Here is a 24,158-nt window from a genome sequence, read left to right as displayed (position 1 = left end):
CCGGTTCGGAATAGGGGCTCACTCGAACTCCAGTTCCAGCTTGTGGCGGGCCCAGTCCTCGCGTTCCGCATCCAGATCGGCGCGCGTTAGCGGGTGGGTATCCAGCCAGTCGGGCGCGAAGGTCAGCGTCAGACCCTCCTGCGTCGCCTCGATGCGCTCCAGCGGCACCGGATCCGGCGCGCGCGAACGATGCAGCAACACGGCCAGACGCAGCAGGGCCGCCATGAACAGCAGCGGCCGCGCGCGATCCTCTCGCACCCCGGACAACAGCTTGGGCTTCAGCCCGCCCCGGTGCAGGCGCACCAGCCACGCCAACTCGGCCTGTTCGGGCTGCGAGAAACCCGGCAGGTCGGCCCAGGTGAGGATGTACTCCCCATGTTTGTGATATTTGCTGTGGGCCAGTGCCAGGCCGATCTCGTGCAGTTCGGCCGCCCAGTCCAGGCGTTCCGCGTCGTCCTCGCCAAGCTCCCAGGCAGCGCGAACGGCGGTCACCAGACGCGCCACCGTCGCCTGCACCCGCTCCGCCTGGGACGCATCGACTGCGAACCGCCGGCGCAGATGGTGAATGGTGCTGCCACGCACGTCCTCGTGCCGAAAACGTCCCAGAAGGTCGTGAATCACGCCCTCGCGCAGGGCCCCGTCCGAGGGGTGCAGCCGTTCGATCTCCAACGCCTCGAAGGCACCCAGAAGCACCGCAAGGCCACCGGCAATCACGGGCGCCCGGTCCTCGGCCAGACCAGGCCATTTCAGCCGCTTGATGGCCCCCTGCTCGATCAGCGCATCGCGCAGCCGCTCCAGGTTCTCGCGGCTTACACCCGGCGCCTCGTCCAATTCCCCCTCATGCACCATGCGGTCCAGGGCCAGGATCGTACCCGACGCCCCCAGCGCCTGCTCCCAGCCGGCCGCGCGGTAGGCACTCGCGATGGGTTGCAGCTCCCGCTGCGCCTGCAGTTGCGCGGCCGCGAAGGCCTTGCGCGTCAGTTTGCCATCGGCGAAGAAGCTGCGGGTGAACGTCACGCAGCCCATCTCCAGGCTCTCGGCCAGGACCGGCTCGAAGCGCTCTCCAATAATGAATTCGGTACTGCCGCCACCGATATCCATCACCAGCCGGCGGCCGCTATCGTCCGCCAGCGCATGCGCCACGCCCAGGTAGATCAGCCGCGCTTCCTCGCGCCCGGCAATGATCTCCACCGGATGCCCCAAGGCCTCTTCCGCCGCGCGCAGGAAGGCGCGGCTGTCGTCCATCTGGCGCAAGGTGTTGGTGCCGACCACGCGCACGCAGCCGCGCGGCAGCTGGCGCAGTCGCTGGCCGAAGCGATCCAGACAAGCCAGGGCACGCTGCCCCACCTCCGGATCCAGCTGTCCATCGGGATCCAGACCGCTGGCAAGACGCACCGTTTCCTTGATGCGGTCGACCTTCAGGACCTCGCCGTCCTGGCGCCGTGCGACGATCATGTGAAAGCTGTTGGATCCCAGATCAACGGCCGCAACCGTCTCGGCATCGTTCTCCGTGTGCATGTTCAATCCGCCTCACCGCCGGCCAGCCGTTCGAGGATACGTCGAGGCAGGTGCCAGGCGAGCTGCATGGGGCCCGGCAGCGCGCCCGTCAATCCGCAGGCATCGCCCTTGCCCATATGAACCAGACTCCGCCCGCCCGTCGTGCCCAGCAGACAGCTTACGAGCAGCGACAGGTCCGGCTCGTGTCCCACGATCACCAGGCCACCATCCGCCGGGAGATTGCGGGCCAGGGCCTCGACCTCCAGCCCCGTGGGTTGTCCGGGCGCCAGCCATTTCTTCTGCCGCACCGGGACATCCAGCGCCTGGGACAAAGGGATCGCCGTCTGGCGGGCCCGCAGATAGGGGCTGCAAAGGAGCTCGACCGATCCCGGCAGCAGATCCCCGAGTGCCTGTGCCATGCGTACCGCACTCACCTGGCCCTTGTCGGTCAGCGGCCGGTCACGATCCGCCCCGTCCCAGTCGCCGGGGTTTCCGGCCTGGGCGTGCCGCACCAGCACCAGCCGCGGTGCGCGCATCCCGCTCAGTCCGCCCCCGGCCGCAGCAGAAACAGGGAGTACCACTCCTCGGGCGCCGACCACTGTGCCGCATGTTCGAGCCCGGCCGCCGTCAGCAGACGGTCGATGGCCTCAAGGCTGAACTTGCGCGAGATCTCGGTCCGGATGACCTCGCCTTCGGCGATCTCCAGAACCGCCTCCGGCTCCGACACGCGCACCGTCTGCTGCCGCCGCGACACCAGGTGCATCTCGATCCGCGAGAGGTCTTCGACGAACGGAGCGCGATGCTCGAAACCCTCCGGATCGAAGTCCGCCCCCAACTCGGTATTCAACACCGACAGCAGGTTCAGGTTGAATGCCGCGGTTACCCCCGCCGCATCGTTGTAGGCCGCCTCCAGGACCGGGCGCGGCTTGACCCGGTCCAGCCCCAGCAGTAGCCGGTCTTCGGGGTTCATGGTGTCGCGGATTCGTCGCAGCAGTGCAGCCGCCTCGGCGTCCTCGAAATTCCCCAGACTGCTGCCGAGAAAGGCAAACAGACGCGGACCGTCGGCTTGCGCACCGGAAACATCGGCCAGATGGGTCAGCGCCGCCGCATAGTCCCCGCACAGGCTGTCCACCCGCATCTGATCGAAGCGCTGCAGGAGTCGCGCGCCGGCCTCGTCGAGGATCTCGCCACAGACATCGTTCGCGACGTAATGGGGCGCGGAGACGCGGGCTTCCAGCGCCGCCAGCAAGTACTCGGTCTTGCGCGACGTCCCACTGCCGAGTTCAAACAGCGTGCGCGCCCCGGATGCCTCCAGGATCGCTTCGGCATGCCGCTCCAGCAGGTCGGCCTCCAGGCGCGTGGGGTAATACTCCGGGGTATCGCAGATCGCATCGAACAGCTGCGATCCGCGCGCATCGTAGAAATACTTCGGCGGCAGGGACCGGGGCGGCTCGAGCATCCCGGCACGGAAATCGGCCAGCAAGTCGGCGTGGGCGTCGCGTTCCTCCACCACCTCGCGGCTGTAACGAGGGGAAATAGAGACAGCACTGGGTTCGGCGGACATCCGGGCTTCCGTATCGGGGTGGTTTGCGGCACGCTAGCACGAAACCCCGGACGCCCCAACTGACCCTAGCCATGTGCCGACACCTCGCCTATCTGGGTCCTCCGATCACGCTCCGCAGCCTGATCCTGGATCCGCCACACAACCTGATCGAGCAAGCCATGGCCCCGCAGGAGCTGGTGTATGCGCGCGTCAACGCCGACGGCTTCGGCTTCGGGTGGTTTGGCGAGGGGGGCGTTGCGCGCCACTACCGGCGCGCCGATCCGCTCTGGCAGGATCCCAACCTGGTGGATCTGGCCAGCGACATGACCCAGCCCCTGTGGGTTGCCGCCATCCGCAGCGCAACCCCCGGCTTCGGCGGCGACACCGTCAACGCCCAGCCATTCGCCCGCGATGGCCTGCTGTACAGCCACAACGGCCTGATCAGCCGCTTCCGTCCCGACATCCGGCGCCAGATCCAGAACATCCTCAGCCAGGAGGTCGAAGCGAGCATCGAGGGGACCACCGATTCCGAATACCTCTTCGCCCTGGTCCGGCAATACCTGGCCGATGACGACAACGCGACGCTGGAGGGCGCCCTCGGCGAGGCGTTCTCCACCGTGGAGACCTGGCTGGGTGCCGACACCGCCCTGCTGAACGTGATCCTGTCCGACGGCCGCCGCATCATCGCCAGCCGCCATGCGGTCAATGCGCCCTGTCCCAGCCTCTACTACACCACCGATGACGAGACGTTCCCCGACGACAGCGTGGTCGTGGCCTCCGAGCCCCTCACCGACCGCGAACGCTGGCGCCCGGTCCCGCCCGGCCATCTTTTGATCCTCGATCCCGACGAACCGCCGGAACTCCTGGCGCTGTAACACGCTCCACCGGATATGAATGCCGCCCATCCGCAGCCAAGTGCAAACCCGCACCCATCCGACCTCCTGGACTGCCTGGCGACCCAGCACGACCGCCTGAACACGGCACTGGAGTCGACACCGGGGAACGAATGGCGCAATCAGTATCACCCGGACCTGAGCCCCATCGGGTGGCACTACGCCCATTGCCATTTCATCGAGGCGGTATGGCTACACGAACGCATCCTGGGCGAACCTCCGCCCGACCGGCGCGACTGGCACGATCTCTACTTCCCGGAACAGAGCCCGAAGTGGCGCCGCGGCGGAAGACTCCCGACGCGCCCATCCCTGCTGGAATGGGGCAAGGCCAGCCAGCAACATCACCTGGACTTGTTGCACAACCATCCGGCGGTGCGGCGGCATCGCCTGCTCGAGCGGGACTACCTGACCGGTTTTCTCGCGCAGCACCACGCCATGCACCTGGAAAGCCTGGAGCAGGTGCGCTGGTTCGCCCGCCTGCATCGCCCCGCCCCACCCCGAACGCAGGAGCCAAAACCCGCACTGGCGGCCGGCGGCGACTGGATCGAGTGCCCGGGCGGCGAACATGTCAGCGGCAGCGACGCGGCGACCGCCTTCGACAACGAGCGTGGCCTCCACCCGGTCCGGCTCGCGCCCCACACGATCCGCTCGCATCCGGTCTCCAATGCCGAGATCGCCGCGTTTATCGAGGCCGGAGGCTACCGCCCGGGCCCCCACTGGGACCCGCCGGGTCGAACCTGGCTGGAACAAACAGGCATCGCGGCCCCTCTGGGATGGTGGAAGCTACCCGACGGGACCCGGGTACAAACCCTCCCCCACGGCACCCAGGCACTCGATCCGCATGCACCCGCCGTCGGACTCTCCTGGTTCGAGGCCTCGGCCTACGCCCGCTGGGTGGGTGCTCGCCTCCCCCACGAACACGAATGGGAACACGCCGCCCAGGCCGGGCGATTGCGCGCCACGGGCCAGGTATGGGAATGGTGCGGCAACCCCTTTCAGCCCTACCCGGGCTTCCAGCCCTTTCCGTACAAGGAATACTCCCTACCCTGGTTCGACGGCGAACACTACGTTCTGCGCGGTGGAAGCGCCTGGAGCGATCCATTGCTCACCCGCTCTACAATGCGCAACTTCTTCACCCCCGAAAAACGCCACGTGTTCGCCGGCCTCCGGCTTGCGCGCAATCTGTAGAGGTTCATGAACATGCGACCGAAGAACACTCCCCTCGCGCCCCGCCCGTCCTGGCTCGTCGCCGGGCTCGCCGCCCTGGTCCTGGCGTTTCCGGCTACGGCCATCGCCAGCGACGGCGGAACCACGCTGACCCTGACCGGCAAGGCCGAGCGCCAGGTCGCCAACGACCACATGACCGTGCTGATGACGACCGAGGCCCGCGCCCCGGAGGCCGCCACGGCCGCTGCCACCGTCAACCGCAACATGCAGGCCGCACTGGAACGCGCCGGCGAACAGGATGGGATTGACGCCCGCACCATCGGCTATTCCACCCGCGCCATTCACGACTCCGACGACCGCAGCCGCATCAATGCCTGGCTGGTCCAGCAGAACCTGGAACTGACCGGAGCCGATTTCGATCGGTTGACCGAACTGGTCGGCGCGCTCCAGCAGCGGGACCTCAACGTCAGCCAGATCCGATTCTCCCTCAGCCCCGAGGCACGCCAGGAACATCGCGAGGCGATGATCGAAGAGGCCATGGAAGACCTGAAGGAACAAGCGCGCGTCATCGCCCGCTCGCTGGGGGCCACGCACCTGCGCACGCTGGAAGTGGAATTGCCGGACGACCACTACGATCGACCGCAGCCCATGATGGCCATGCGCGCCATGGACGAGTCAGCCAGCCAGCCGTCGCTGGAGGCCGGGCATTCCACCCTGACCCTCAGCGTGCGTGGACGCCTGCAGGCCCTGGGCGCCGAGACCCTGCGCGTCACCCCGCGTTAGCACCAACGTCACCGTGAGGTGCCGTGAGGCGCCCGCCGAACCGCACCGTTCCCATGCGGGCCCGGGTCCCCGAACGCCCCGGGCGTCCAGCGGTGCAAGCAGCGTTCCCCTTCTCGTCATCCCGGCCGTAGCGCAGCGAAGAGCCGGGATCTCCTCACGCACGAACACCCCGACGTCTCTACGCCTTCCAACGATGGAGATCCCGGATAACCGCTGCGCGGTTTCCGGGATGACGAGCTCACGGTGAGGATCCGGGCGACCTATGGGCTTGGTACTCCATGCCATCGCCGTTTATGCATTGCGTCTCCCTGAGGATCGAAACGCATCAGGGGCACCGCAACCGCCCCGCACTCCTCCGCGCCTAGTAGAGGCATTGACGGAAAAATGAACGCGTGCGGGAAACGGTGTGATTCGCGGACGGACTCGAGCGGCTTTAGGGGGCGAGTTCCAGCACCAGTTCGCCGTCGCGGACCTCGATGGACTCGATGCCCGCGCGCAGTTGCTGGAAGGGCTCCAGCGCCAGCAGGTCTTCGTCCTTCAGCCCGCCCAGCCAGGCATCCGGCAGCGGGATTCCCGCAACACTGACGCCGACCAGGCGCGCATGCACCCGCCCATCCTCGGTCTCGAAGCGGACACCCGAGCGGACATTCAGGACACGGCCCCCAAGGAGTGGGATATCGGCCGGAACATCAATACGCACCCGAGTGCTGACCTGCCCCGGCGTAAGACGCATGGCCACGCGTCCGGCCAGGTCCGGGTCCTGGGCGATCAGGGCATTCAGTTCGCGCTCGCTGAAGCGCACGCTGCGCGCCTCGGCGCGTTCCTCGTAGAGTTCCGGGACCAGCGGCTCGGCCTCGGCGTCGAGATCGATGATCGGGTCTCCGGGCACCTGATCCGGGCGGGGCTCGGCATCGCGCGGCCCCAGCGCCTGCAACTTGGCCTCCAGCTCGGCCTGCTCCTCGACGTCCAGCGTCACCGCCTCGGGCTCACCCGACTGCAGGTGGATCACACCCCAGAAGCCGGCCCACAACGCAGCCAGGATCAGCAGGACGATCAGATAGCGCGGGGGACGCCCGGTGGAACGGTACTGGATGGGCGCGGAGGGTTCGTTGTTCTTGGCCATGCCGGACTCTCGCAGATCAGGACGGCGTCATGGTCGCACAAAGGCGCAACCATGGCCCGCCCGGCAAGGGATGCGGATCAGAGGAAGTCGAACAGCGACAGGCGGTTCACCTGGGTATAGGTCTGCTGCGCGGCCTGCAGGGCCACCTGCTGCTGGTTGAAGCGGCTGATCGCCTCGGCGTAGTCCAGGTCGCGAATCTCGGACACCGCACTGTTCAGGTCCACCAGCCGGTCCTCGTTCAGATCCTTTTGCTGGTCAAAGGTCTTCAGGCGCGACCCCACCTCGGCGCGGATGTCGCTGAAGTTACCCAGCGCGGCATCCAGATCGGCAAGCGCGGTGTTGCTGGCCGTGGCGAGATTTGCCCGGCTGCGGCCGCTGGCACCGCCCTCTTCCAGGGCCGCAATGATCGCGTCCAGGGTCTCGAACACGCTCTTGTTCTCCGCCGGACGTGACACGACTTCGTCACCCGCCTCCGGCGTACCGCTCAGGGTGATGCTGCGGCCGGCGAACTCGATCGACTCACCCGGCACGTAGGGGACGGCTAGCTGGATCTCGGCATCGTCCTCATCCTTAATCATGTATTCCAGCCCGTCGGTACCGAGTTGGAAGGTGATGGTGTAATCCCCCGCATCGAGCTCGGAGGAATCGACCACACCGGTGCGCTCGACCACAAGGGTACTGTCCGGTTCACGGGTTCTCACTTCGGCCCCGACCCTTCCGTCATTCTCGGGGATATCCATGAACACGCGCGCGCCAGTGTCGCCCACCGGGATCTTCCGGTTGGCCGAGATCGCGACTTCGCGGACACTCCCCGTCCCTTCGGCGCCGAAGTAGTCAACCTCGCCATTGCCGTCCTGACGGAAAGGCTGATCAAGGGACTTCGTGCCGGCGAAGAGATATTCGCCGTTCGGATCCTTGGTGTTGGCGATGTCGAACATCCCTTCGCGCAGCTGACGCAGCTCGCCAGCAAGATAGCCGCGCGTCTCGTTGGTCTGGCTGTCGTTGTTGCCGGCCACAACCAGCTCGCGCGCCCGCTGCAGCAGGTCCGTTCCGCTCTGCAGGGCCGATTCCTCTTGCTGCAGACGCGGTTGGGTGTTGTCGATGTTGCGCTGGTACTGCTTGGTCGACTGGATGATCCGCTCGAACTGATTGACCTGGGTCGCACCGCTCGGGTCGTCGGACGGCGACAGGATGCGCTCGCCCCGCCCCATCTGCAGCGAGGTCCGGTTGAGCTCCGTCTGGCCGCGCTGGATCTGGTCGATCCCGGTCTGGAAGATCTGGGTGGTCGAAATGCGCATGTCCGTGTCTCCGGGTGGGCGCTAGCGGCGGACCGCGCCGAGCAGTGTATCGAACAGCGAATTGCTGACCGAGATGACCTGGGCCGCCGCCTGATAGGCCTGCTGATAGCGGATCAGGTCCGCCGCCTCTTCGTCCAGATTGACGCCGGATACCGCCTCGCGCTGGGCGCGCGCCTGCTCCAGTTGCGCATCGGCGGATTCCTGCGCGACCTGCGCCTGGCGGGTGCGCGTGCCGACATTGGCCAACAGGCTGTTGTAGCCATCCCCGAAGGTACGATCACCGCCCACCAGCCGTTCATCCGACAGATCGTTCATCGCCAGCATGTTGCGGTTATCGCCCGGGTGGTCCTCATTGCTTCTCACCACGAAGGTATCCCCTTCCGCTGGCGTGCCGCGGATCTCCATCTCCCAGCCCTGATACTCGATGGTCGTCACCCCGCCCTCATCGGGATCTAGTGGGAAGAACGTATTCCCATTGATCTCAAACCCACCTTCGTCATCATTAAATTGAACGGTAATCGGGTCCAACAATGTGAGGTCATCGGCATCCACGGCTCGAACCGAAGCGATCTTGGCATCCCCTTTGTTGTCCTCGCCGAGGTCGGCCCGCACGGCGGCCGCAGCCGCAATCCTAGAGGGATCTGTCATCTCCACCGCCAAATCCCGTGCGCCGTTCCGTGTCGGCTGGATCAGCCACTCGTCCCCTTCCTCGGCATCATCGATCGCATCGGTATTTACTCGGATCCCGTCGAATTCGAGCACGCCGTTGTCGGATGTTTTCGAGGTGCCGTCAGACAACCGGGTCAACTCGTAGTCACCCCCGACGTAGCGCAGACGGTAGTCGGACGTCGTCATGGCACGGACATCCGAGACTTCCACCTCCGGAATACCATCGGACCCATTTCCCGGGAACCCACGCACGGTCGGCTCACTGATCCCGAAGATATTCGCACCCAGATTGCCCTCCAGGTCCAGCCCAAGGTTGTTCTGGTTGTTGAATTCCTCTCCGATGCTGATCGCGAGGCGGCCCAGGGTGTTCTGGGCCTCGTCGATGATGCCGGTCCGGGTCTCCAGCAGTGCACCCAGCTCGCCGCCCTGGATGAAGCGGGAGATGTTGACCGGATCGCCGCTGGTGGCCAGTCCGATGTCCGGCGAACGCGGGTCCCCGGTCAGCGACTCGGCGACCAGTTCGCGGTTGTTACCGCCCAGCACCAGCGCCTGGCCGTTGCCGACAAACACATTGACCGCGCCGTCGTCCTGCTCGGTGATGCGGACGTTCACTTTCTCCGCCAGCTGATTCAGCACGCGATCGCGCTGGTCCAGCAGGTCGTTGGGGCTGCCTTGCGTCGACTTGGACACGATCTCGCGATTGAGCCCGGCGACCGCCTCGGTCAGCGAGTTGATCTCTTCGACGTTGGTACGGATCTGGCCGTTGATGATGTCGCGCTGCTCCTCGATGCGACGGTCGATCGAGCCAAATCGCTCGGCCAACGATTCCGCCTCGGTCAGGAAGACCGTGCGCGCGGCGCTGGAGGTGGGGTCGTTGGCCAGGTCCTGGCCGGCATCAAAAAAGTCCTGCAGCACCGGCGTCAGGCCGGAACTGGAGCTGCCCAGCAGGTCGTCGATGCGCCCGGCCAGCGACGCCTTTAGCTCGGCGTTCGACTGATCGGAGATCGAGTTGCGCAGCTGGGTGTTCACGAAGTCGTCGGAGATACGGCGGATGGTGTCCACCTGCACGCCCTGGCCCTGGAAGCTGCCCCCCAGGAACTGCGGCGTCAGGTTGGACAGCTCGGTGCGCTGGCGGCTGTAGCCTTCGGTCGCCGAGTTCGCGATGTTGTTGCTGGTCGTGCCAATCGCGCGCTGGAACGCCAGCAGCGCGGAGGTGCCGATACCGGACGCGCTCATGCCCGTGCCTCCCGCGACAACGCCTGTTTAATCATCGGACTGGGCCATTTCTGCTTCATGCTCTACCCCTTGGTACGGGTAACGGCCGCATCGGCCGCGACTTGAGTCGATCCACTGTCACGATGCGCGGCCATCTGGTCGCGCACCCGCAGGACCTTGTCCGCGTAAGCCGGGTCGGTGGCATAGCCGGCGTCCTGCAGCTCGCGGATGTACTGCGCGTCATCGCCGGCCTGCAGGGCCCGGTGGTAACGCGGATTGTTGCGAATGAAATCGACGTAATCGGAGAACGACTCGGACGGATCGGCATAGGCGCGGAAGCGGGCCTGTTCTCGCTGGGCCACGCCCTCGCGGAACTCCAGCGTGCCCACGGAGACACGGTCGCCATCCCAGCGGCTGTCGGCCTTGATCCCGAACAGGTTGAAACTCGGCTGGCCATCGGCCCGCGACGGCACGTGCTGCCCCCAGCCGGTCTCCAGCGCGCTCTGCGCCAGCAGGATGCCGGGCTCGACGCCCAGCTCCGCCGCGGCATCCCGCGCCAGGGGTTCCAGGGTCTGCACAAAGTCCGCGGCATCCCGCGGCGGCCAGGCAATGGGGGCCGGTTGCGGCGCCGCTTCGCGAGCCGCCTCCGGCGACACAGCTTCCGGGCGTTGCGGGCCCACCGGGCGCAACTCGGATTCCGCCTCGCCCTGCAACGCCCGCAGGGTATCCAGCTCCGACCGTCGACGCGGCATTTCCAGGGCCGCCTGACGATCCGGATCATTCAGTGTCTCGGGATCGACAGGCTGCTGGGCGGAGAGCTGGCGCATCAGGGCATCACGCAGGCCGATGCCGTCGCCCTGGCTCATGGCCTTGGCGAACTCCTGATCCTGCATCTCCAGGTACATCTCGCTCTGGTCGTTGTCGAACAGGCCGTCGCCCAGAGAGGCCTCACGCATCTGCTTGAGCATCTGGCCGATCAGCATGGCCTCGAACTCGCGAGCCACGGCCTCCAGACCCTTCTGATCGCCCGAACGCGCGCCCCGGGCCAGGTCCTGCAGACCACTGGGGTCCGAGGCCATGGCCGCGCGGGCCTGCATCTGGGTATCGACGCCCGAGCCAATCATCAGATCACCACCAGCTCCGCACGCAGGGCACCGGCCTCGCGCAGGGCCTCCAGGATCGCGACCAGATCGCCCGGCGCCGCGCCCACGTTATTCACGGCGCGGACAATCTCGTCCAGCGAGGTGCCCGGGTCGAACAGGAACATGGTGTTGTCGCCCTCCTCGATCGCGATGTCGGTATCCGGCTGGATGGCGGTCTCGCCCTCGCCAAAGGGCGCAGGCTGGACCACTTGCGGTGCCTCGCTGATGGTGACGGTCAGGCTGCCGTGGGAGACGGCCGCAGGCGTCACCTGCACACTGGAACCGATCACCACGGTCCCGGTACGCGAGTTGACGATCACGCGCGCCGGCGGTGTGCCGCGTTCGATCGGCAGGTTCTCCAGCTCGGCCACGAAACCGACCCGGTGATCCGGGTTCGCCGGCGCCCGCACCCGCACGGACGAGCCGTCGAGGGCATGGGCCACGCCATGGCCGAAGGTATCGTTCACCGTCTGCACCAGGCGGTTGGCGGTGGTGAAATCCGGTCGGTTGAGGTTCAGGGTGACGTGATCGCCCTGGGCGAACGCGGTCGGGACCTCGCGCTCCACGGTTGCGCCGTTGGGGATACGGCCGACACTGGGCACGTTCACGGTGATGCGCGAGCCATCGCTACCCTCGGCACCGAAACCGCCCACGATCAGATTGCCCTGGGCGATGCTGTAGGTCTGGCCATCCGCCCCCTTCAACGGCGTCATCAGCAGCGTGCCGCCGCGCAGGCTGGTCGCGTTGCCCATGGACGACACGGTGATATCGATCCGCTGACCCGCCTTGGCGAACGGTGGCAGTTCAGCCGTGACCATCACCGCGGCCACGTTGCGCAGTTGCGGGTTGCCCGCATCCGGCGTCAGCCCCAGCTGGCCCAGCATGTTGTTCAGGCTCTGCACGGTGAACGGGGTCTGGGTGGTCTGGTCCCCGGTACCATCGAGGCCGACCACCAGGCCATAACCGATCAGCTGGTTATCCCGCACGCCGGAGACGCTGGCCACATCCTTGACCCGCTCCATGTAGCTGCGCTCCTGCATGGCCACCTGCTGCTGCATCGCGGTCTGGGCCGAGACCGCGGCACTCCCGAGCGCCGCCACCAGCAGCGCCGCCAGGAGCAGTAGCCCCAGCCGGCGCCAGCCGCCGAACGGCGCAGCCGGAAGGCCTGAAGCGCGTTGTGTCGTGCGTGTGGAATCCATGTCGTACCTCGCCACGGTCATGCCGGGTCAGAAGGGCCAGATCGGGCTGTTGAAGAAGCGCGTGATCCACCCGGGTGTGTTGCTGTCCGCCAGTACGCCGGAACCGCCGTAGTACACGCGGGCGTTGGCCACCTGGGTGGAGAGCACGGTGTTGTTGGTGGTTACGTCCACTGGGCGCACGATGCCGCGAAAGCGCACATACTCCTCGCCCTGGTTGATGCCCAGCCATTTCTCGCCCTGCACGACCAGGTTGCCGTTCGCCAGGACCTCGGCGACGGTCACAGTGATCTCGCCGTCGAGCTGGTTGCTCTGCGAGGAGTCCCCGGACCCGTCGAAGTCCCGCGAACTCGAGTTGCTCGCCCCAAACAACGGGCGACCGTTGAACGTGGCATCGCGGCCGAAGGCCGAGAGATTGCCCAGCTCCAGGTTGGAATCCTTGCCGGTGGAGGTCGACGCCGACTTCTGCGCGTTGGTGCTCTCCGCCAGGATGACCGTCAGGATGTCGCCGACATTGCGCGCCTTGTAGTCCTCGAACAGCCCCTGGGAGTGGGCGGCCTGGTAGATGCCGCCATTGTTCTGCGACTGCGGGACCGGCTGCGCCGGCATCACCGGCTGGTATTCCGGGTTGTCGTCCGGCTTGGTCGTCTGGGTGGCGGCGCAGGCGGACAGCAACAATGCGGCGGTCACGGCCAGGGCCAGGCGGAGAACGGTTCCGAGGCGCGTCATCACATCACCCGATCGTCTGGTTGACGAACTGCAGCGACTGGTCGGCCGCGGAGATCGCCTTGGAGTTGACCTCGTAGGCGCGCTGCGTCTCGATCATGTTCACCAGCTCCTCGGCAATGTTCACGTTCGAGGTCTCCAGCGAGCCCTGCACCACGGTGCCGGTGCCGTTCAGGCCCGGCAGGGACTGCTGCGCCACGCCCGAGGCCGCAGACTCGCGGAACAGGTTCTCACCCACCGCCTGCAGACCGGCCGGGTTCACGAAGTCCGCCAGCTGGATATTGCCCAGCTCCACCGGGGCGGCCTGCCCCGGGATCTGCGCGGTCACCGTGCCGTCCTTGCCGATCGAGAGGGACTGGGTGTCCTCCGGCACGAACAGACCCGGCTGCAGCGGGTAGCCATTGGACATCACCACCTGGCCATCCGAGTTCAACTGGAAACTGCCGTCCCGCGTGTAGCCCACATTTCCGTCCGGCAGCAGGATCTGGAAGAACCCGCGCCCCTCGATGGCCATGTCCAGCGAGTTGTCCGTCTGCTGCAGGTTGCCCTGCTGGAACATCTTTTCGGTGGAGACGGCGCGCACCCCGGTACCGATCTGCAGGCCCGAGGGCAGCTGCTGATCCTGGGTGGCCTGGGCGCCTGGCTGGCGCACGGTCTGATAGATCAGATCCTCGAATACCGCCCGGTCCTTCTTGAAGCCGGTGGTATTCACGTTGGCCAGGTTGTTCGAGACCGTCGACATGCGCGTGTGCTGCGCGTCGAGGCCGGTCTTGGCGATCCACAGTGCCTGGTTCATGGTGTTCTCCTGTTTTCTCTCAAGTGCCGCGCGAGTCCCGGGAAATTACCCGAGGCCCAGCAGGCGGTTGCTGCTTTGTTCCAGCGTGTTGGCGCTATCCATCATCTTCACTTGCATCTCGAAGTGGCGGGACAGCTCGATCATCCGGGTCAGCGCCTCCACCGTGTTCACGTTGCTGCCCTCCAGCATCCCGGAGACCACGCGCACCTCGGCATCCGCCGGGGCCTCGCCCCCTTCCGCCAGGCGGAACAGGCCGTCATCCCCGCGCTGGAGCTCGTCGGTGTCCGGATTCACCAGGCGGATGCGTTCCACCGCCGCCAGGGCCTCCGGGCCCACCCCCAGGGGGCGCACGCTGATGGTGCCGTCGGTGCCGATCTCGATCTGCTCCGCCGGCGGGATGGCAATCGGACCGCCATCCCCCAGTACCTGGTGACCCTGCGCGGTGCGCAGCAGCCCAAAGGCATCCACATGCAGCGAGCCGGCGCGGGTGTAGCCTTCCTCCCCGTCCGGGCCCTGCACCGCGATAAAGCCTTCGCCCTCGATGGCGATATCCATATCGCGCCCGGTGCTCTGCATCTTGCCCTTGCTGAAGTCCACCGCATCGTTGCCAATCTGGGTGTAGTCGCGCGAGGCATGGCCCGGCCCGCGCACCGGCAAGGTATCTGCCGTGGCCAGCGCCTGGCGAAAGCCGTCGGTATTGGCGTTGGCCAGGTTGTGGTTGTTGATGGCCTGTGCGTGCATCGTCTCCTTCGCACCGGACATCGCGATGTACAGAAATCGATCCATGCTCAAGCCCTCTTCAGCGTCTCATCCGCGACTTAGCGGATGTTGATGATCGTCTGGGTGACCTGATCGGCCGTCGAGATGGTCTGCGCATTCGCCTGGAAGTTGCGCTGCGCGGTGATCAGGTTGACCAGCTCCTGGGCGATATCCACGTTCGAGGCCTCCAGGGCCCCGGACTGGATGGTTCCCAGGTTGCCGGTCCCGGGTGCCGCGAAGACCGGCTCGCCGGCCGCGAAGGTCTCGGCCCAGTTGTTGTTGCCCAGCTGTTCCAGCCCCTGCGGATTGGTGAAGCTGGCCATCGCCACCTGGCCCAGTACCGTCGACTGACCATTGGTGAAGCGGGCAAAAACCACCCCGGAGTCATCGATATCCACGCCCGTCAGGCGCCCGGAGGCGAAACCGTTCTGGTTCAGGTCATTGACCGAGAAATCGCCTCCGTACTGGGTAGTCCCGCCGAAATCGACCTCGAATTCAAGTGGATTAGCGCCGTTGCCCAAGGCGTCTCCATCCACATCTACCACCGCTGGGTCAGGATCCACGGTCGTAAGCACACCACTGCCATCAAAACGAAGTTCGAACGATCCAGACGGTTCATCACCATCGTCCACCGCGACATGAGCCGCCCATTGACCGACCTCATCACCCTTGACGAAATAGATGCTTGCGTCGCGCGCGGTGCCAAGTGAGTCGTACAGCGTCAGCGACGTCGAGAAGTTGTAGGTCTCGGGGTCAGTCAGATCGAAATCCGCATCCGGCGCCTCGGCATCGGAGCGCAGATTGAGCAGGGCTTCCACTGAGGTGGTGGCATTGGGTGGTGCCGCGCCGGTCTGCAGGCGGATATCCTCTAGCTGCCCGGTATTGAAATTCGGGTCGGCGGTGTTGGCATCCTGCGGTGGATAGCCCTGCAATTGCTGGCCCTGGTTGTTCACCAAAAAGCCGTCGCGATTGACCTGGAATTCCCCCGCCCGGGTATAGGCCGTGCTGCCCTGGTCGTTCAGGACGAAGAAGCCCTCGCCGTTGATGGCCAGGTCCAGGCCGTTCTCGGTGAACTCGGTCCGGCCCTGCGAGAACTGCTGGGTCACCGCCTGCAGGCGCGTGCCGGAGCCGATCGCCGTCTGACTGATGCCACCGAAGCTCTGGGCAAACACGTCACCGAATTCCGCCCGCGAGCGCTTGAAACCGGTGGTCCCCGAGTTCGAGACGTTATTGCCGGTGGTCTGCAGGTCGGCCTGGGCCGCGTTCAGTCCGCTCAATCCGATATTGAAGGGCATGGGGTGTTTCCTCCGTTAGGGTTCGTTCGACGCGCGCCGGCCGTTAGCCGCCAATCCGCCGTACATCCGAAAAGCTGATCTCGCCCAGGCCTTGCACGGTCAGTGCCAGCCCGGAATCATTGCCCACCGCGACGCTCTCCACGCGGGCATCCAGGAAGGTATCCACGGCCTCGGACTGGGTCCCGGAGCGGGCCGTGGCCTTGAACTCGTAGACGCCCGGGGGTGCGAAGGTCCCGTCGTCGCGCATGCCGTTCCAGCTGAACTCCTGCAGGCCGCTGCCGGCGGCCCCCAGGTTCATGCGGCGGATGCGCTCGCCGTTCGGGCTGTACACGTCGATCTGCAGCTCCTCCGTGGAGCGATCCAGGTCCACCGCACCCTTGACCATGCCGTCCGGACCCAGCTCGCCGAATTCGACGGGAACCAGCACGTCCTTGCCTACCAGGGATGCCGCCTGCAGCGTCTGGTTCTGCCCCAGCGACTGCGCCAGCTGTTGGAACGACTTGGACAGTTCCTCGATGCCGGTCACGGTCGAGAACTGCGCCATCTGGCCCAGGAAGTCGCCGTTGTCCATCGGCTCCATCGGGTCCTGATTCTCCAGCTGGGTCGTCATCAGCTTGAGGAAGTCGGACTGGCCCAGGCGGTCCATGTCCTTGTCCTGTTTCTGCTCGGGGCGCGAGAGGCCCAGGCGATCCAGCAATTCGGGGGATATCTGTGTCATCGATGGCTCCCTAGCCTTGACCGATCTGCAATGTGCGCTGGAGCAGCTGACGCGAGGTCTCCATCACCTCCACGTTGGCTTCGTAATTGCGCGAGGCGGACATCATGTTGGCCATCTCCTCCACCACGCTGATGGCCGGACGGAAGATGTAGCCCTCCTCGTTGGCCTGCGGGTGATGGGGTTCGTAATGCGCATGCGGCGCCGCCTGCGACTCGGTCACGCCGGCCACCCGCACGGAGGTCGACGAACCGTTCGGGTTGGCCTGGTCCATCACGCTCTGGAACAGCACCTGCTTGGCTCGATAGGCCTCGTCGGGGTTGGTCGCGGCGGTGTTCGCGTTGGCCAGGTTCGAGGCCACGGTGTTCAGGCGCACCGACTGCGCCGACAGCGCCGAGGCGGAGGTATTGAACAGGCTGAAAAGGTTGCTCACGACATCGATCTCCCGATCAGGTCCGCGTTAAGGAAACACTGATTGATGTACACGCTCGCGCTCGAGTCGCTTTTGCGTGCGAATAAGGCGCGGTGACTGCCGTGCAGTCATTCTGCACAAAGGAACCGCAACGCCGTTCCCGCGCCCGTTTTTGATAACAACGGGCGGCCGACCCCCTACTTTCTATGACTTGCGGGGGTTGGAACCCCAGGTCCCCCGATCCTGCGTTGCGGCACTTGCCGGTAGAACCACTACCGGCTGCGCACCGCGCCTTGGCTCGGAAAACCTGGGGTACCAACGCGAGTGTGTACATTAATCAGTGTTTCCTTAACGATCGCCCCGCAGGGCTTCGCGGATGCCGGAGACCCGGCGATTGAGGAATTCCAGGCTGCTCTGGTATTGAACGGCGTTCTCGGCAAAGGCGGCCCGCTCCATCTGCGGGTCCACCGTGTTGCCATCCAGCGACGCCTGCGAGGGGACGCGGTAAAGCGCCTCGACCTGCCCGTTCATCGCGCCGGCGTTGGGGTCGAGATGCGCCGCCTGGCTGCGCGCCATGGGCAAGCTATTGCCGCCGCCGGCCGCGGATTCGAGCACCGCACGAAAATCGATATCCCGCGCCTTGTAGTTCGGGGTATCCGCGTTGGCGATGTTGGAGGCCAGCAGCTCCATGCGCTGCGCCCGCACATTCACCGCCTGCGGAGAAATACCCATCGCCTTGTCGAGAGAGAGACTCATCGCTTCCGTCCTGTCCGCCCGTGGCGGACCCTCGCTTGGAGAACGGGGCGCACCGATTGCGACCCTTCGCAGGGGGACTGAAGCAATCGTTATGCCATTCTCGAGCGGCGTGCCGCAGGGGCGCAGGCACAGCGGGCAGCCAGGGGAAGGGATGGAACGACTCGCCGCCCGCATTGCACGGGCGTTCCCGGGAATCAGCCCCGGGGCTGGATTACGTCAGGACTTCAGACGAAGTACCGAGCCGTACTCGGTTCGTACGGTCTCGAAAGCCTGGGTATAGGGCCCTGCGGTCTCGGAAGCGCCAAGAAACAGATACCCGCCCGGATTCATCTGCCGGGCGATAGCGTCAAGAACCTGTCGCTTGGTGTCGCCCGAGAAATAGATCAGCACGTTGCGGCAGAACACCAGGTCGAACTTGCCCAGCGCCGCATAGCTGTCGATCAGGTTGAGCTTCTGAAAGCGACAGCGCCGCTGCACATCCGGGATCACCTTGTGGCCATCCGCGACGGTCTCGAAGAAGCGCGCGCGCCGGCTCTCGCTGAGCCCGCGCACGATGCTCAGGCCGTCGTACACGGCCCGCCGCGCATCGTCCAGGATCTTCTCTGACAGGTCCGTGCCCAGAATGGAGACCGGTACCTTCCGGGCCGGCCGCGACTCCTCCCATTCCGAGACCACCATCGAGATCGTATAGGCCTCCTGCCCACTGGAGCAGCCCGCGGACCAGACCTTGATGCTGCCTCCCTTCGCGGCCAGTTCCGGCAGCAGCACGTGGCGCAGGATCTCGAACGGAAAGCCATCGCGGAACCAGGACGTCTCGTTGGTCGTCATCGCATCGATCACGCGGGTGCGCAGGCGCGGATTCGGGGCCTGCCGCATCGCATGCAGCAGTTCCGGGACGCTCTTGAAGTCGAACTCGTCGAGCAGCCGCGACAGACGACTGGAAACCAGGTACTGGCGGCTGTCACCCAACACCAAGCCGCAGCAGTCCTGCAGGAAGCGGGAGAACTCCTCGTAGTCGCGGGAATCGATCACCGAGTCATCCCTGAGCGCTGTCCATCGTGATTAGGCATCCTGATGACGAATCCTTGACCGGGGCCGCTTGGCCGGAAAACCGGGGTGATCCCGAAGATCGGATCGAGTATACGGCGTCGCGCGCATGGCACCATACACACCGACTTCCGGCCACCCGTCGCCGCTCCGGGCTTGCCGGGCGGCAACGCGGTTCCGCCCGACCGGTCATTCGGCCTGCTGACTCTCGCGCCCGGTCTGATCCAGTACGGCATTGGCCAGCTCATCGGGATTGAACTTGGAGAGAAAGGCATCCGCGCCCGCGCGCTTGACCATGTCGGTATTGAACTCACCGCTCAGCGAGGAGTGCAGCAGCACCTTCAGGTCCTTCAGCGCGGTGTTGTCCCGGATGCGCGCGGTCAGGGTGTAGCCGTCCATGCGTGGCATCTCGATATCCGAGATCACCATCTCGATCTGGTCACCCACCGGCCCTTCCGCGGCCTTCTGTTCAAGGAAATCCAGTGCCTCCTGGCCATCCTTGAAGACGTCGTATTCGAAACCGAGGCCCTTGATCGCCCCCTCGATCTGCTTGCGCGCCACCACCGAGTCATCGACGATCACGACCTTGCGCCCGCTGGCCTCTCTGGCGTTCTCGCGGATGGATGGCGAGACCTCGCTGGGCAGCGGATTGACGATGGAGAGCACCCGTTCGACGTCGATGATCTCGACCAGCTTGTTGTCGATCTCCGTGACGGCCACGAGGAAGGATTCGCGCCCGGTTCCGCGCGGGGGCGATTTCACATCCTGCCAGTTCACGTTGACGATGCGATCCACCGCCGACACCCAGAAGCCCTGCACCGAACGATTGAACTCGGTGACCACCACTTTCTGCTCCCCGTTGTCGACCGCCCCGACGGCGCCACGCAGGCCCATCGCTCGCGCCAGGTCAATGATCGGCACGGTACCGCCACGCAGCGACGCCACCCCGCGCACCACGCTCATGGAGCCGGGAATCTGACGCAGCGGTGGCGACGGAATCACCTCGCGGACCTTGAAGACATTGATCCCGAAGGTCTGCGACCCGCCCAGATGGAACAGCAGCAGCTCCATGCGGTTCTGCCCCACCAACTGGGTTCGCTGATTCACATCGTCAATGAATTGACTCATCGTGCCGCTCTCCTTGCCCCGATTGCTCTAGGCACCGGACAGGCCTCAAAGGCCAAGTGTGCACCGCGCAACCCCGGCCTGTCATTTGCATTCGCGCGCATGCGCCTGCTGGCGCCGCCTCATGGTGATAACGGCCGCCCGCGACGGGCCTTGAATGCACGCGTGGCGCCGGATGATCAGTCATTGGCACGACATCTGCATGTTTTTGCGTACTGAAACCGCACGCGATTCGCTCGACAACGACGCAAGATCCGTCAAACCCGAGCCATTCGCGCACAGTCCGACGCCCGCACCGACCTGGCTGCGCAGGACAGGACAAAACAGGACCGCGACATGAACCAGCGCCGACACATTTCAGAATTTTCTTCCGCTTCCAGGGAGACGCTGATCCGTTCGCTCGTTCGCGTTGGGGCCCTCTTCGTTCCGGAAAAAGGCGGCCGGTCCGGTGCCTCGCCAGCGAGCGCAATCGACTCGAGCGCAAACGTGCGAACCCTTCCGCGTCTCCTTGCCGGAGTCGCCCTCTTGTTCACCCTGGTGCTGCTGTCTACCAGCGTCCGGGCCGAAGTGCACCCGGTTGACGACATCCGTCACGCCGCCGAGCAGTTCCTGATTCAGGAACTGGGCGTTACCGATAGCGAGGAGGATGTTTCCATCGAGATTGGCCAGCTCGACAAGCGTCTGCGCCTCGCCCCCTGCACGGACGGCCTGGAAGCGCGTTTCCCACCCGGCGGGCGGCGTGACGGCAACACCGCTGTCCATATCCAGTGTGCCGGCCCGGTGACCTGGCAGTTATACGTGCCGGCAACCGTCGAACGTTACGCCGAAGTGCTGGTTGCGAACCGCACCCTGCCGCGCCAGCACACCCTCTCGGCGGGCGACCTGCGTTTCCAGCGAATCGAGACCTCGCGCCATGCCGGCAGTTATCATGAGGAAAAGAATGCCCTGATCGGCCAACAGACCCGCCGCAGCATCCGCCCGGGTCAGATCATCGGCACCCAGCATGTGAGCCCGCGCGAGATCATCAGTCGCGGCCAGCGGGTTACCATCCTGGCAGAGAACGGCTCGATCGCCATCCGCATGCAGGGCGAAGCGCTGGAGAACGGGACGCTGGGCGAGCGAATCCGCGTCAAGAACGCATCCTCCGGGCGCGTCGTCGAAGGCGAAATCCAGGCCTCCGGCCACATCCGGGTAGCGCTTTGAGGCCTCGCCACACCAGGCACGCCGATGATTTTCGAAGCGGACTGTGAAGCCCGTTACACTTTTCCGCCCCCGGGGCCTACAGTTTCAGCACCGCTGGCCGTAAACAATTGCAGCACAGTTACAACGACAGGAAGGCATCATGGATATCAAGGGCCTCAACACGAACAGCCTGCGCCCCGACAGCCAGAATCCCGGGGTAAAGGGTCGCGACGAGTCCGGCAACACGGCGAGCCGTGCCCCGGCCTCCGGTAACGCATCGGCGCCAAACAATGATTCGGTCACGCTCACCGGGGCCGCCCAGGCGATGAATGCCGCGGCGGGCGCGGGTGACACCGCACCCTTCGACGCCGCCCGCGTTGCCGAACTGCGCGAGGCGATCTCCAGCGGCAATTATCCGGTGGACAACCAGCAGCTGGCCGATCGCATGATCGACCTCGAAAGCCTGCTGCGCTAACCCGGTCTATCGCCCATGAATGCCGACGCGCACCACAAACTGCAACGCTCGCTCGAGACCTCAATCCGGCTGGCTCATCAGCTGGAAGAGAGCCTGCTACAGGAGACGCGCGCAGTCGAAGCGCGCCAACCCGATACGCTGCAGGACGTGGTGACCGGCAAGCAGACCCTGCTGCATGAGCTGGAAACCGAGACCCGCAACCAGCAAGGCCTGGTCGAGGCCGCCGGCGAGGCCTTCAGCCCCGAGGGCGTCGCGCGCCTGTTCTCGAAGATGGACGATGGCGTAGTACTGAACGACCTGTGGCAAGCCCTGCGCCAGTCCATCGAACGCTGCGACACTCTGAATCAGGGCAATGCGCGCCTGATCGACCGTGACCGCCAGCGCGTGGAACTCTCCATGCAGATCCTCCGCGGCGAGGAAACCGGCCCCGCGGCCACCTACGACCCGTATGGCCGCGCCCGCCCCGGAAGCCGCGGCGGACGCCAGATCACCCAGGCCTGAGAGCCCGGTCCTGGTGGAGGCTGGCTTTTCGCGGCATCCACCAGTACCTTGCGTCCTCACACTTTCCTAACACTTCGGACGCATGGACGACACCGACTATACCGTCGACAAGCCGGACCGGATTGCCGGCATCCTCAAGGACCTCGACCACAAGCTCACCGTCGTGAGCGTTCGCGTGGATACCGACGGCCCCCTGTACACCTCGGCCCTGGTCCGTCTGGACCCAGCCGCCAAGGAACTCTTTCTCGACGAGCTGACCCCGCCTCGGGCGCACCAGCAGGTCCGTGCCGGCATGGACTTGCGCGTATTCGCGGCGCTGCGCGGGGTCGCAGTGCGATTCGGCACGCACGTAACACGCATCGAGCAGGAGCAAAAAGGCGCGCTCTACGTCTGCACCTATCCGGAGACTTTGCACTACCTGCAACGCCGCGAAACGTTCCGCGTGCACATTCCGATGGCACAGCGCCCTCAGATCGAACTCCATGCGAAGGCCTGGAGGGATCCCGTGATCGGCGAGGTTGCCGACCTCTCTGCCCAGGGCATGTGCATCGAGCTGCCCACCACCCTCCTGGATGCGCTTGAGGAGCAGGCGAACCTGGCCTTCGAGAACCTCTTGCTCCCCGATGTCAGGGAACGCCTTTCCGGGAACCTGCGTCTGGCCAACCGTCGCCGCAGCACACGTGATGGCTTCGAGTTTGCGGGCTTCGAGATCGTCGGCATGACCCAGTGGATGGAACGCCAGACCAACATCGCCCTGCTCCATTACCAGCGCGAGGCACGCCGCCGCTCGATGGATTGAGCCTGAGCCCAGGCGACGCCGCAACCTGCAACCCCGAACACAAAAAAGGCCGCTTGAAGCGGCCTTTTTTGATCGTTCCTGTTTGGTCGGGACGGCAGGATTTGAACCTGCGACCCTCTGCACCCCATGCAGATGCGCTACCAGACTGCGCCACGCCCCGAAGCCGCGAACTATATCCGATTCCCCGCCTTCACGAAAGCGTCGGCCACCCCATTGCAGCGAGATCCGTGCGGACCATTCGTGTCACGTACACCGAGAATGGCGCATTGATGCGACTCGCTGCGCTCGTCGCATCCTACAGAGCGGAAATTTCGAACTGGAGTTGGGTTCAGAAGGACACCGCAGGATGCGACGAGCGCAGCGAATCGCATCAATACGACGTCTGGGCGTCCCCTAGGGAGCCTCAGGCGCGCAGAACGCGCAGAACCGACTCGAGCTCGGAGATGGTGTCCTGGATGATCTGCTGGGCCTGCTGACGATCACCCTTGGCCTCGTCGCCGGAGAGCTTCTGACGGGCACCATTGATGGTGTAGCCCTCTTCGTACAGCAATGCGCGAATCTGACGGATCAGGATCACGTCCTGACGCTGGTAGTAGCGGCGGTTGCCGCGCCGCTTGACCGGCTCCAGCATCGGGAATTCCTGCTCCCAGTACCGCAGCACATGCGGCTTGACCTGGCACAGCTCCGCGACTTCGCCGATGGTGAAGTAGCGCTTGCCCGGGATGGCGGGCAGTTCCTGGTGGTTACTCGCCTCCAGCATAGCTCTCTACCCGCTCGCGCAGTTTCTGTCCCGGCCGGAAGGTCACCACACGACGCGCGGAGACCGGAATCTCTTCGCCCGTCTTCGGATTGCGCCCTGGCCGCTGGTTCTTGTCGCGCAGGATGAAATTCCCGAACCCGGAAAGCTTCACGCCCTCGCCGGTCTCCAGCGACTGCCGCATCTCCTCGAAGAACATCTCGACGAATTCCTTGGCCTCGCGCTTGTTGAGACCCAGTTCCTCGTTTAGCGCGGCGGCGAGATCCGCCTTGGTTACAGCTGCCATC

26 protein-coding genes and 1 tRNA gene are annotated in these 24,158 nt (G+C 65.3%); 7 read left to right on the top strand and 20 right to left on the bottom strand.

Annotation, left to right across the window (positions count from 1 at the left end):
• Window positions 1-18: 18 nt before the first annotated feature.
• Genes ppx through egtD form a run of 3 tightly spaced genes read right to left on the bottom strand, consistent with a single transcriptional unit; the run spans window position 19 to window position 3,061 of the window.
• Window positions 19-1,518, bottom strand: coding sequence for an exopolyphosphatase (ppx, locus tag G335_RS0109990; RefSeq protein WP_018176654.1), 1,500 nt, complete (start codon window positions 1,516-1,518; stop codon window positions 19-21).
• Window positions 1,519-1,520: 2 nt separating this feature from the next.
• A complete protein-coding gene (locus G335_RS0109985) occupies window positions 1,521-2,033 on the bottom strand; it encodes a histidine phosphatase family protein (protein WP_018145479.1) in 513 nt (170 codons plus the stop codon).
• Between the two features lie 5 nt (window positions 2,034-2,038).
• Entirely contained in the window at window positions 2,039-3,061 is a 1,023-nt protein-coding gene (egtD, locus tag G335_RS0109980) for an L-histidine N(alpha)-methyltransferase (RefSeq protein ID WP_018176653.1), read from the bottom strand.
• Window positions 3,062-3,132: 71 nt separating this feature from the next.
• Between egtD and egtC the strand changes: the two genes are divergently transcribed.
• Genes egtC through G335_RS0109965 form a run of 3 tightly spaced genes read left to right on the top strand, consistent with a single transcriptional unit; the run spans window position 3,133 to window position 5,883 of the window.
• Window positions 3,133-3,915: an ergothioneine biosynthesis protein EgtC gene (gene egtC, locus G335_RS0109975; RefSeq protein ID WP_018176652.1), complete on the top strand. Its 783-nt coding sequence runs from the start codon at window positions 3,133-3,135 to the stop codon at window positions 3,913-3,915.
• Between the two features lie 15 nt (window positions 3,916-3,930).
• On the top strand, window positions 3,931-5,121 hold the full coding sequence (locus tag G335_RS0109970) for an SUMF1/EgtB/PvdO family nonheme iron enzyme (RefSeq protein WP_018176651.1): 1,191 nt from the start codon (window positions 3,931-3,933) through the stop codon (window positions 5,119-5,121).
• A 12-nt stretch (window positions 5,122-5,133) separates the two neighbouring features.
• Window positions 5,134-5,883, top strand: coding sequence for an SIMPL domain-containing protein (locus tag G335_RS0109965; RefSeq protein WP_026304817.1), 750 nt, complete (start codon window positions 5,134-5,136; stop codon window positions 5,881-5,883).
• Between the two features lie 433 nt (window positions 5,884-6,316).
• On the opposite strand, the gene G335_RS0109960 is transcribed toward G335_RS0109965, so the two are convergent.
• From G335_RS0109960 to G335_RS0109895, 14 genes are all read right to left on the bottom strand, one after another.
• Window positions 6,317-7,006, bottom strand: a complete 690-nt coding sequence (locus G335_RS0109960) for a hypothetical protein (RefSeq protein WP_018176649.1) — start codon at window positions 7,004-7,006, stop codon at window positions 6,317-6,319.
• Window positions 7,007-7,083: 77 nt separating this feature from the next.
• Complete coding sequence (gene flgL / locus G335_RS0109955) at window positions 7,084-8,304, bottom strand: flagellar hook-associated protein FlgL (RefSeq protein ID WP_018169955.1); 1,221 nt, start codon at window positions 8,302-8,304, stop codon at window positions 7,084-7,086.
• A 21-nt stretch (window positions 8,305-8,325) separates the two neighbouring features.
• Complete coding sequence (flgK, locus tag G335_RS0109950; protein ID WP_018176648.1) at window positions 8,326-10,209, bottom strand: flagellar hook-associated protein FlgK; 1,884 nt, start codon at window positions 10,207-10,209, stop codon at window positions 8,326-8,328.
• Between the two features lie 62 nt (window positions 10,210-10,271).
• Complete coding sequence (gene flgJ, locus G335_RS0109945; RefSeq protein WP_018176647.1) at window positions 10,272-11,312, bottom strand: flagellar assembly peptidoglycan hydrolase FlgJ; 1,041 nt, start codon at window positions 11,310-11,312, stop codon at window positions 10,272-10,274.
• Complete coding sequence (locus G335_RS0109940; RefSeq protein ID WP_018176646.1) at window positions 11,312-12,529, bottom strand: flagellar basal body P-ring protein FlgI; 1,218 nt, start codon at window positions 12,527-12,529, stop codon at window positions 11,312-11,314. Before G335_RS0109940 ends, flgJ begins: the two co-directional genes overlap by 1 nt.
• 27 nt (window positions 12,530-12,556) lie before the next feature.
• The gene (gene flgH / locus G335_RS0109935; protein ID WP_018145469.1) at window positions 12,557-13,255 is read right to left on the bottom strand and encodes a flagellar basal body L-ring protein FlgH; all 699 of its coding nucleotides are present in this window, start codon (window positions 13,253-13,255) and stop codon (window positions 12,557-12,559) included.
• 4 nt (window positions 13,256-13,259) lie between these two features.
• Window positions 13,260-14,048, bottom strand: coding sequence for a flagellar basal-body rod protein FlgG (gene flgG, locus G335_RS0109930; RefSeq protein ID WP_018145468.1), 789 nt, complete (start codon window positions 14,046-14,048; stop codon window positions 13,260-13,262).
• A 45-nt stretch (window positions 14,049-14,093) separates the two neighbouring features.
• On the bottom strand, window positions 14,094-14,834 hold the full coding sequence (gene flgF, locus G335_RS0109925; RefSeq protein WP_018145467.1) for a flagellar basal-body rod protein FlgF: 741 nt from the start codon (window positions 14,832-14,834) through the stop codon (window positions 14,094-14,096).
• Window positions 14,835-14,866: 32 nt separating this feature from the next.
• Complete coding sequence (gene flgE / locus G335_RS0109920) at window positions 14,867-16,102, bottom strand: flagellar hook protein FlgE (RefSeq protein ID WP_018176645.1); 1,236 nt, start codon at window positions 16,100-16,102, stop codon at window positions 14,867-14,869.
• A gap of 43 nt (window positions 16,103-16,145) precedes the next feature.
• Window positions 16,146-16,820, bottom strand: a complete 675-nt coding sequence (locus tag G335_RS0109915) for a flagellar hook assembly protein FlgD (protein WP_018145465.1) — start codon at window positions 16,818-16,820, stop codon at window positions 16,146-16,148.
• Window positions 16,821-16,830: 10 nt separating this feature from the next.
• Complete coding sequence (gene flgC, locus G335_RS0109910; protein WP_018169962.1) at window positions 16,831-17,250, bottom strand: flagellar basal body rod protein FlgC; 420 nt, start codon at window positions 17,248-17,250, stop codon at window positions 16,831-16,833.
• A gap of 327 nt (window positions 17,251-17,577) precedes the next feature.
• Window positions 17,578-17,985 carry a flagellar basal body rod protein FlgB gene (gene flgB, locus G335_RS0109905; RefSeq protein WP_019563558.1) on the bottom strand — a complete coding sequence of 136 codons (408 nt, stop codon included), beginning with the start codon at window positions 17,983-17,985 and terminating at the stop codon, window positions 17,578-17,580.
• Between the two features lie 216 nt (window positions 17,986-18,201).
• Complete coding sequence (locus G335_RS0109900) at window positions 18,202-19,017, bottom strand: protein-glutamate O-methyltransferase CheR (protein WP_018145462.1); 816 nt, start codon at window positions 19,015-19,017, stop codon at window positions 18,202-18,204.
• A gap of 204 nt (window positions 19,018-19,221) precedes the next feature.
• Window positions 19,222-20,160 carry a chemotaxis protein CheV gene (locus tag G335_RS0109895; RefSeq protein ID WP_018169964.1) on the bottom strand — a complete coding sequence of 313 codons (939 nt, stop codon included), beginning with the start codon at window positions 20,158-20,160 and terminating at the stop codon, window positions 19,222-19,224.
• Between the two features lie 522 nt (window positions 20,161-20,682).
• On the opposite strand from G335_RS0109895, the gene flgA reads away from it, so the two are divergent.
• The 4 genes from flgA to G335_RS0109875 all read left to right on the top strand — a co-directional run bounded on the left by flgA (window position 20,683) and on the right by G335_RS0109875 (window position 23,114).
• The gene (gene flgA / locus G335_RS0109890) at window positions 20,683-21,360 is read left to right on the top strand and encodes a flagellar basal body P-ring formation chaperone FlgA (protein WP_018176644.1); all 678 of its coding nucleotides are present in this window, start codon (window positions 20,683-20,685) and stop codon (window positions 21,358-21,360) included.
• 139 nt (window positions 21,361-21,499) lie between these two features.
• On the top strand, window positions 21,500-21,814 hold the full coding sequence (flgM, locus tag G335_RS0109885) for a flagellar biosynthesis anti-sigma factor FlgM (protein WP_018176643.1): 315 nt from the start codon (window positions 21,500-21,502) through the stop codon (window positions 21,812-21,814).
• Between the two features lie 15 nt (window positions 21,815-21,829).
• Window positions 21,830-22,315 carry a flagella synthesis protein FlgN gene (locus tag G335_RS0109880; protein WP_018169967.1) on the top strand — a complete coding sequence of 162 codons (486 nt, stop codon included), beginning with the start codon at window positions 21,830-21,832 and terminating at the stop codon, window positions 22,313-22,315.
• An 82-nt stretch (window positions 22,316-22,397) separates the two neighbouring features.
• Window positions 22,398-23,114 (top strand): flagellar brake protein, encoded by a 717-nt coding sequence (locus G335_RS0109875; RefSeq protein ID WP_018176642.1) that lies wholly within the window; start codon window positions 22,398-22,400, stop codon window positions 23,112-23,114.
• Window positions 23,115-23,197: 83 nt separating this feature from the next.
• Here the strand turns inward: G335_RS0109875 and G335_RS0109870 are convergent.
• The 3 genes from G335_RS0109870 to G335_RS0109860 form a co-directional block, all read right to left on the bottom strand.
• A tRNA-Pro gene (locus tag G335_RS0109870) sits at window positions 23,198-23,274 on the bottom strand.
• A 243-nt stretch (window positions 23,275-23,517) separates the two neighbouring features.
• Entirely contained in the window at window positions 23,518-23,874 is a 357-nt protein-coding gene (locus G335_RS0109865; protein ID WP_018140933.1) for a MerR family transcriptional regulator, read from the bottom strand.
• Window positions 23,858-24,157 carry an integration host factor subunit alpha gene (locus G335_RS0109860; RefSeq protein WP_018140932.1) on the bottom strand — a complete coding sequence of 100 codons (300 nt, stop codon included), beginning with the start codon at window positions 24,155-24,157 and terminating at the stop codon, window positions 23,858-23,860. Before G335_RS0109860 ends, G335_RS0109865 begins: the two co-directional genes overlap by 17 nt.
• Window position 24,158 lies beyond the last annotated feature (1 nt).

The sequence above is a fragment of the Thioalkalivibrio sp. AKL8 genome (genome assembly GCF_000380525.1).
GTDB classification, from domain to species: Bacteria; Pseudomonadota; Gammaproteobacteria; order Ectothiorhodospirales; family Ectothiorhodospiraceae; genus Thioalkalivibrio; species Thioalkalivibrio versutus.
Note: the sequence above shows the minus strand (reverse complement) of the source record. Positions and strands in the feature narration are given on the sequence as shown.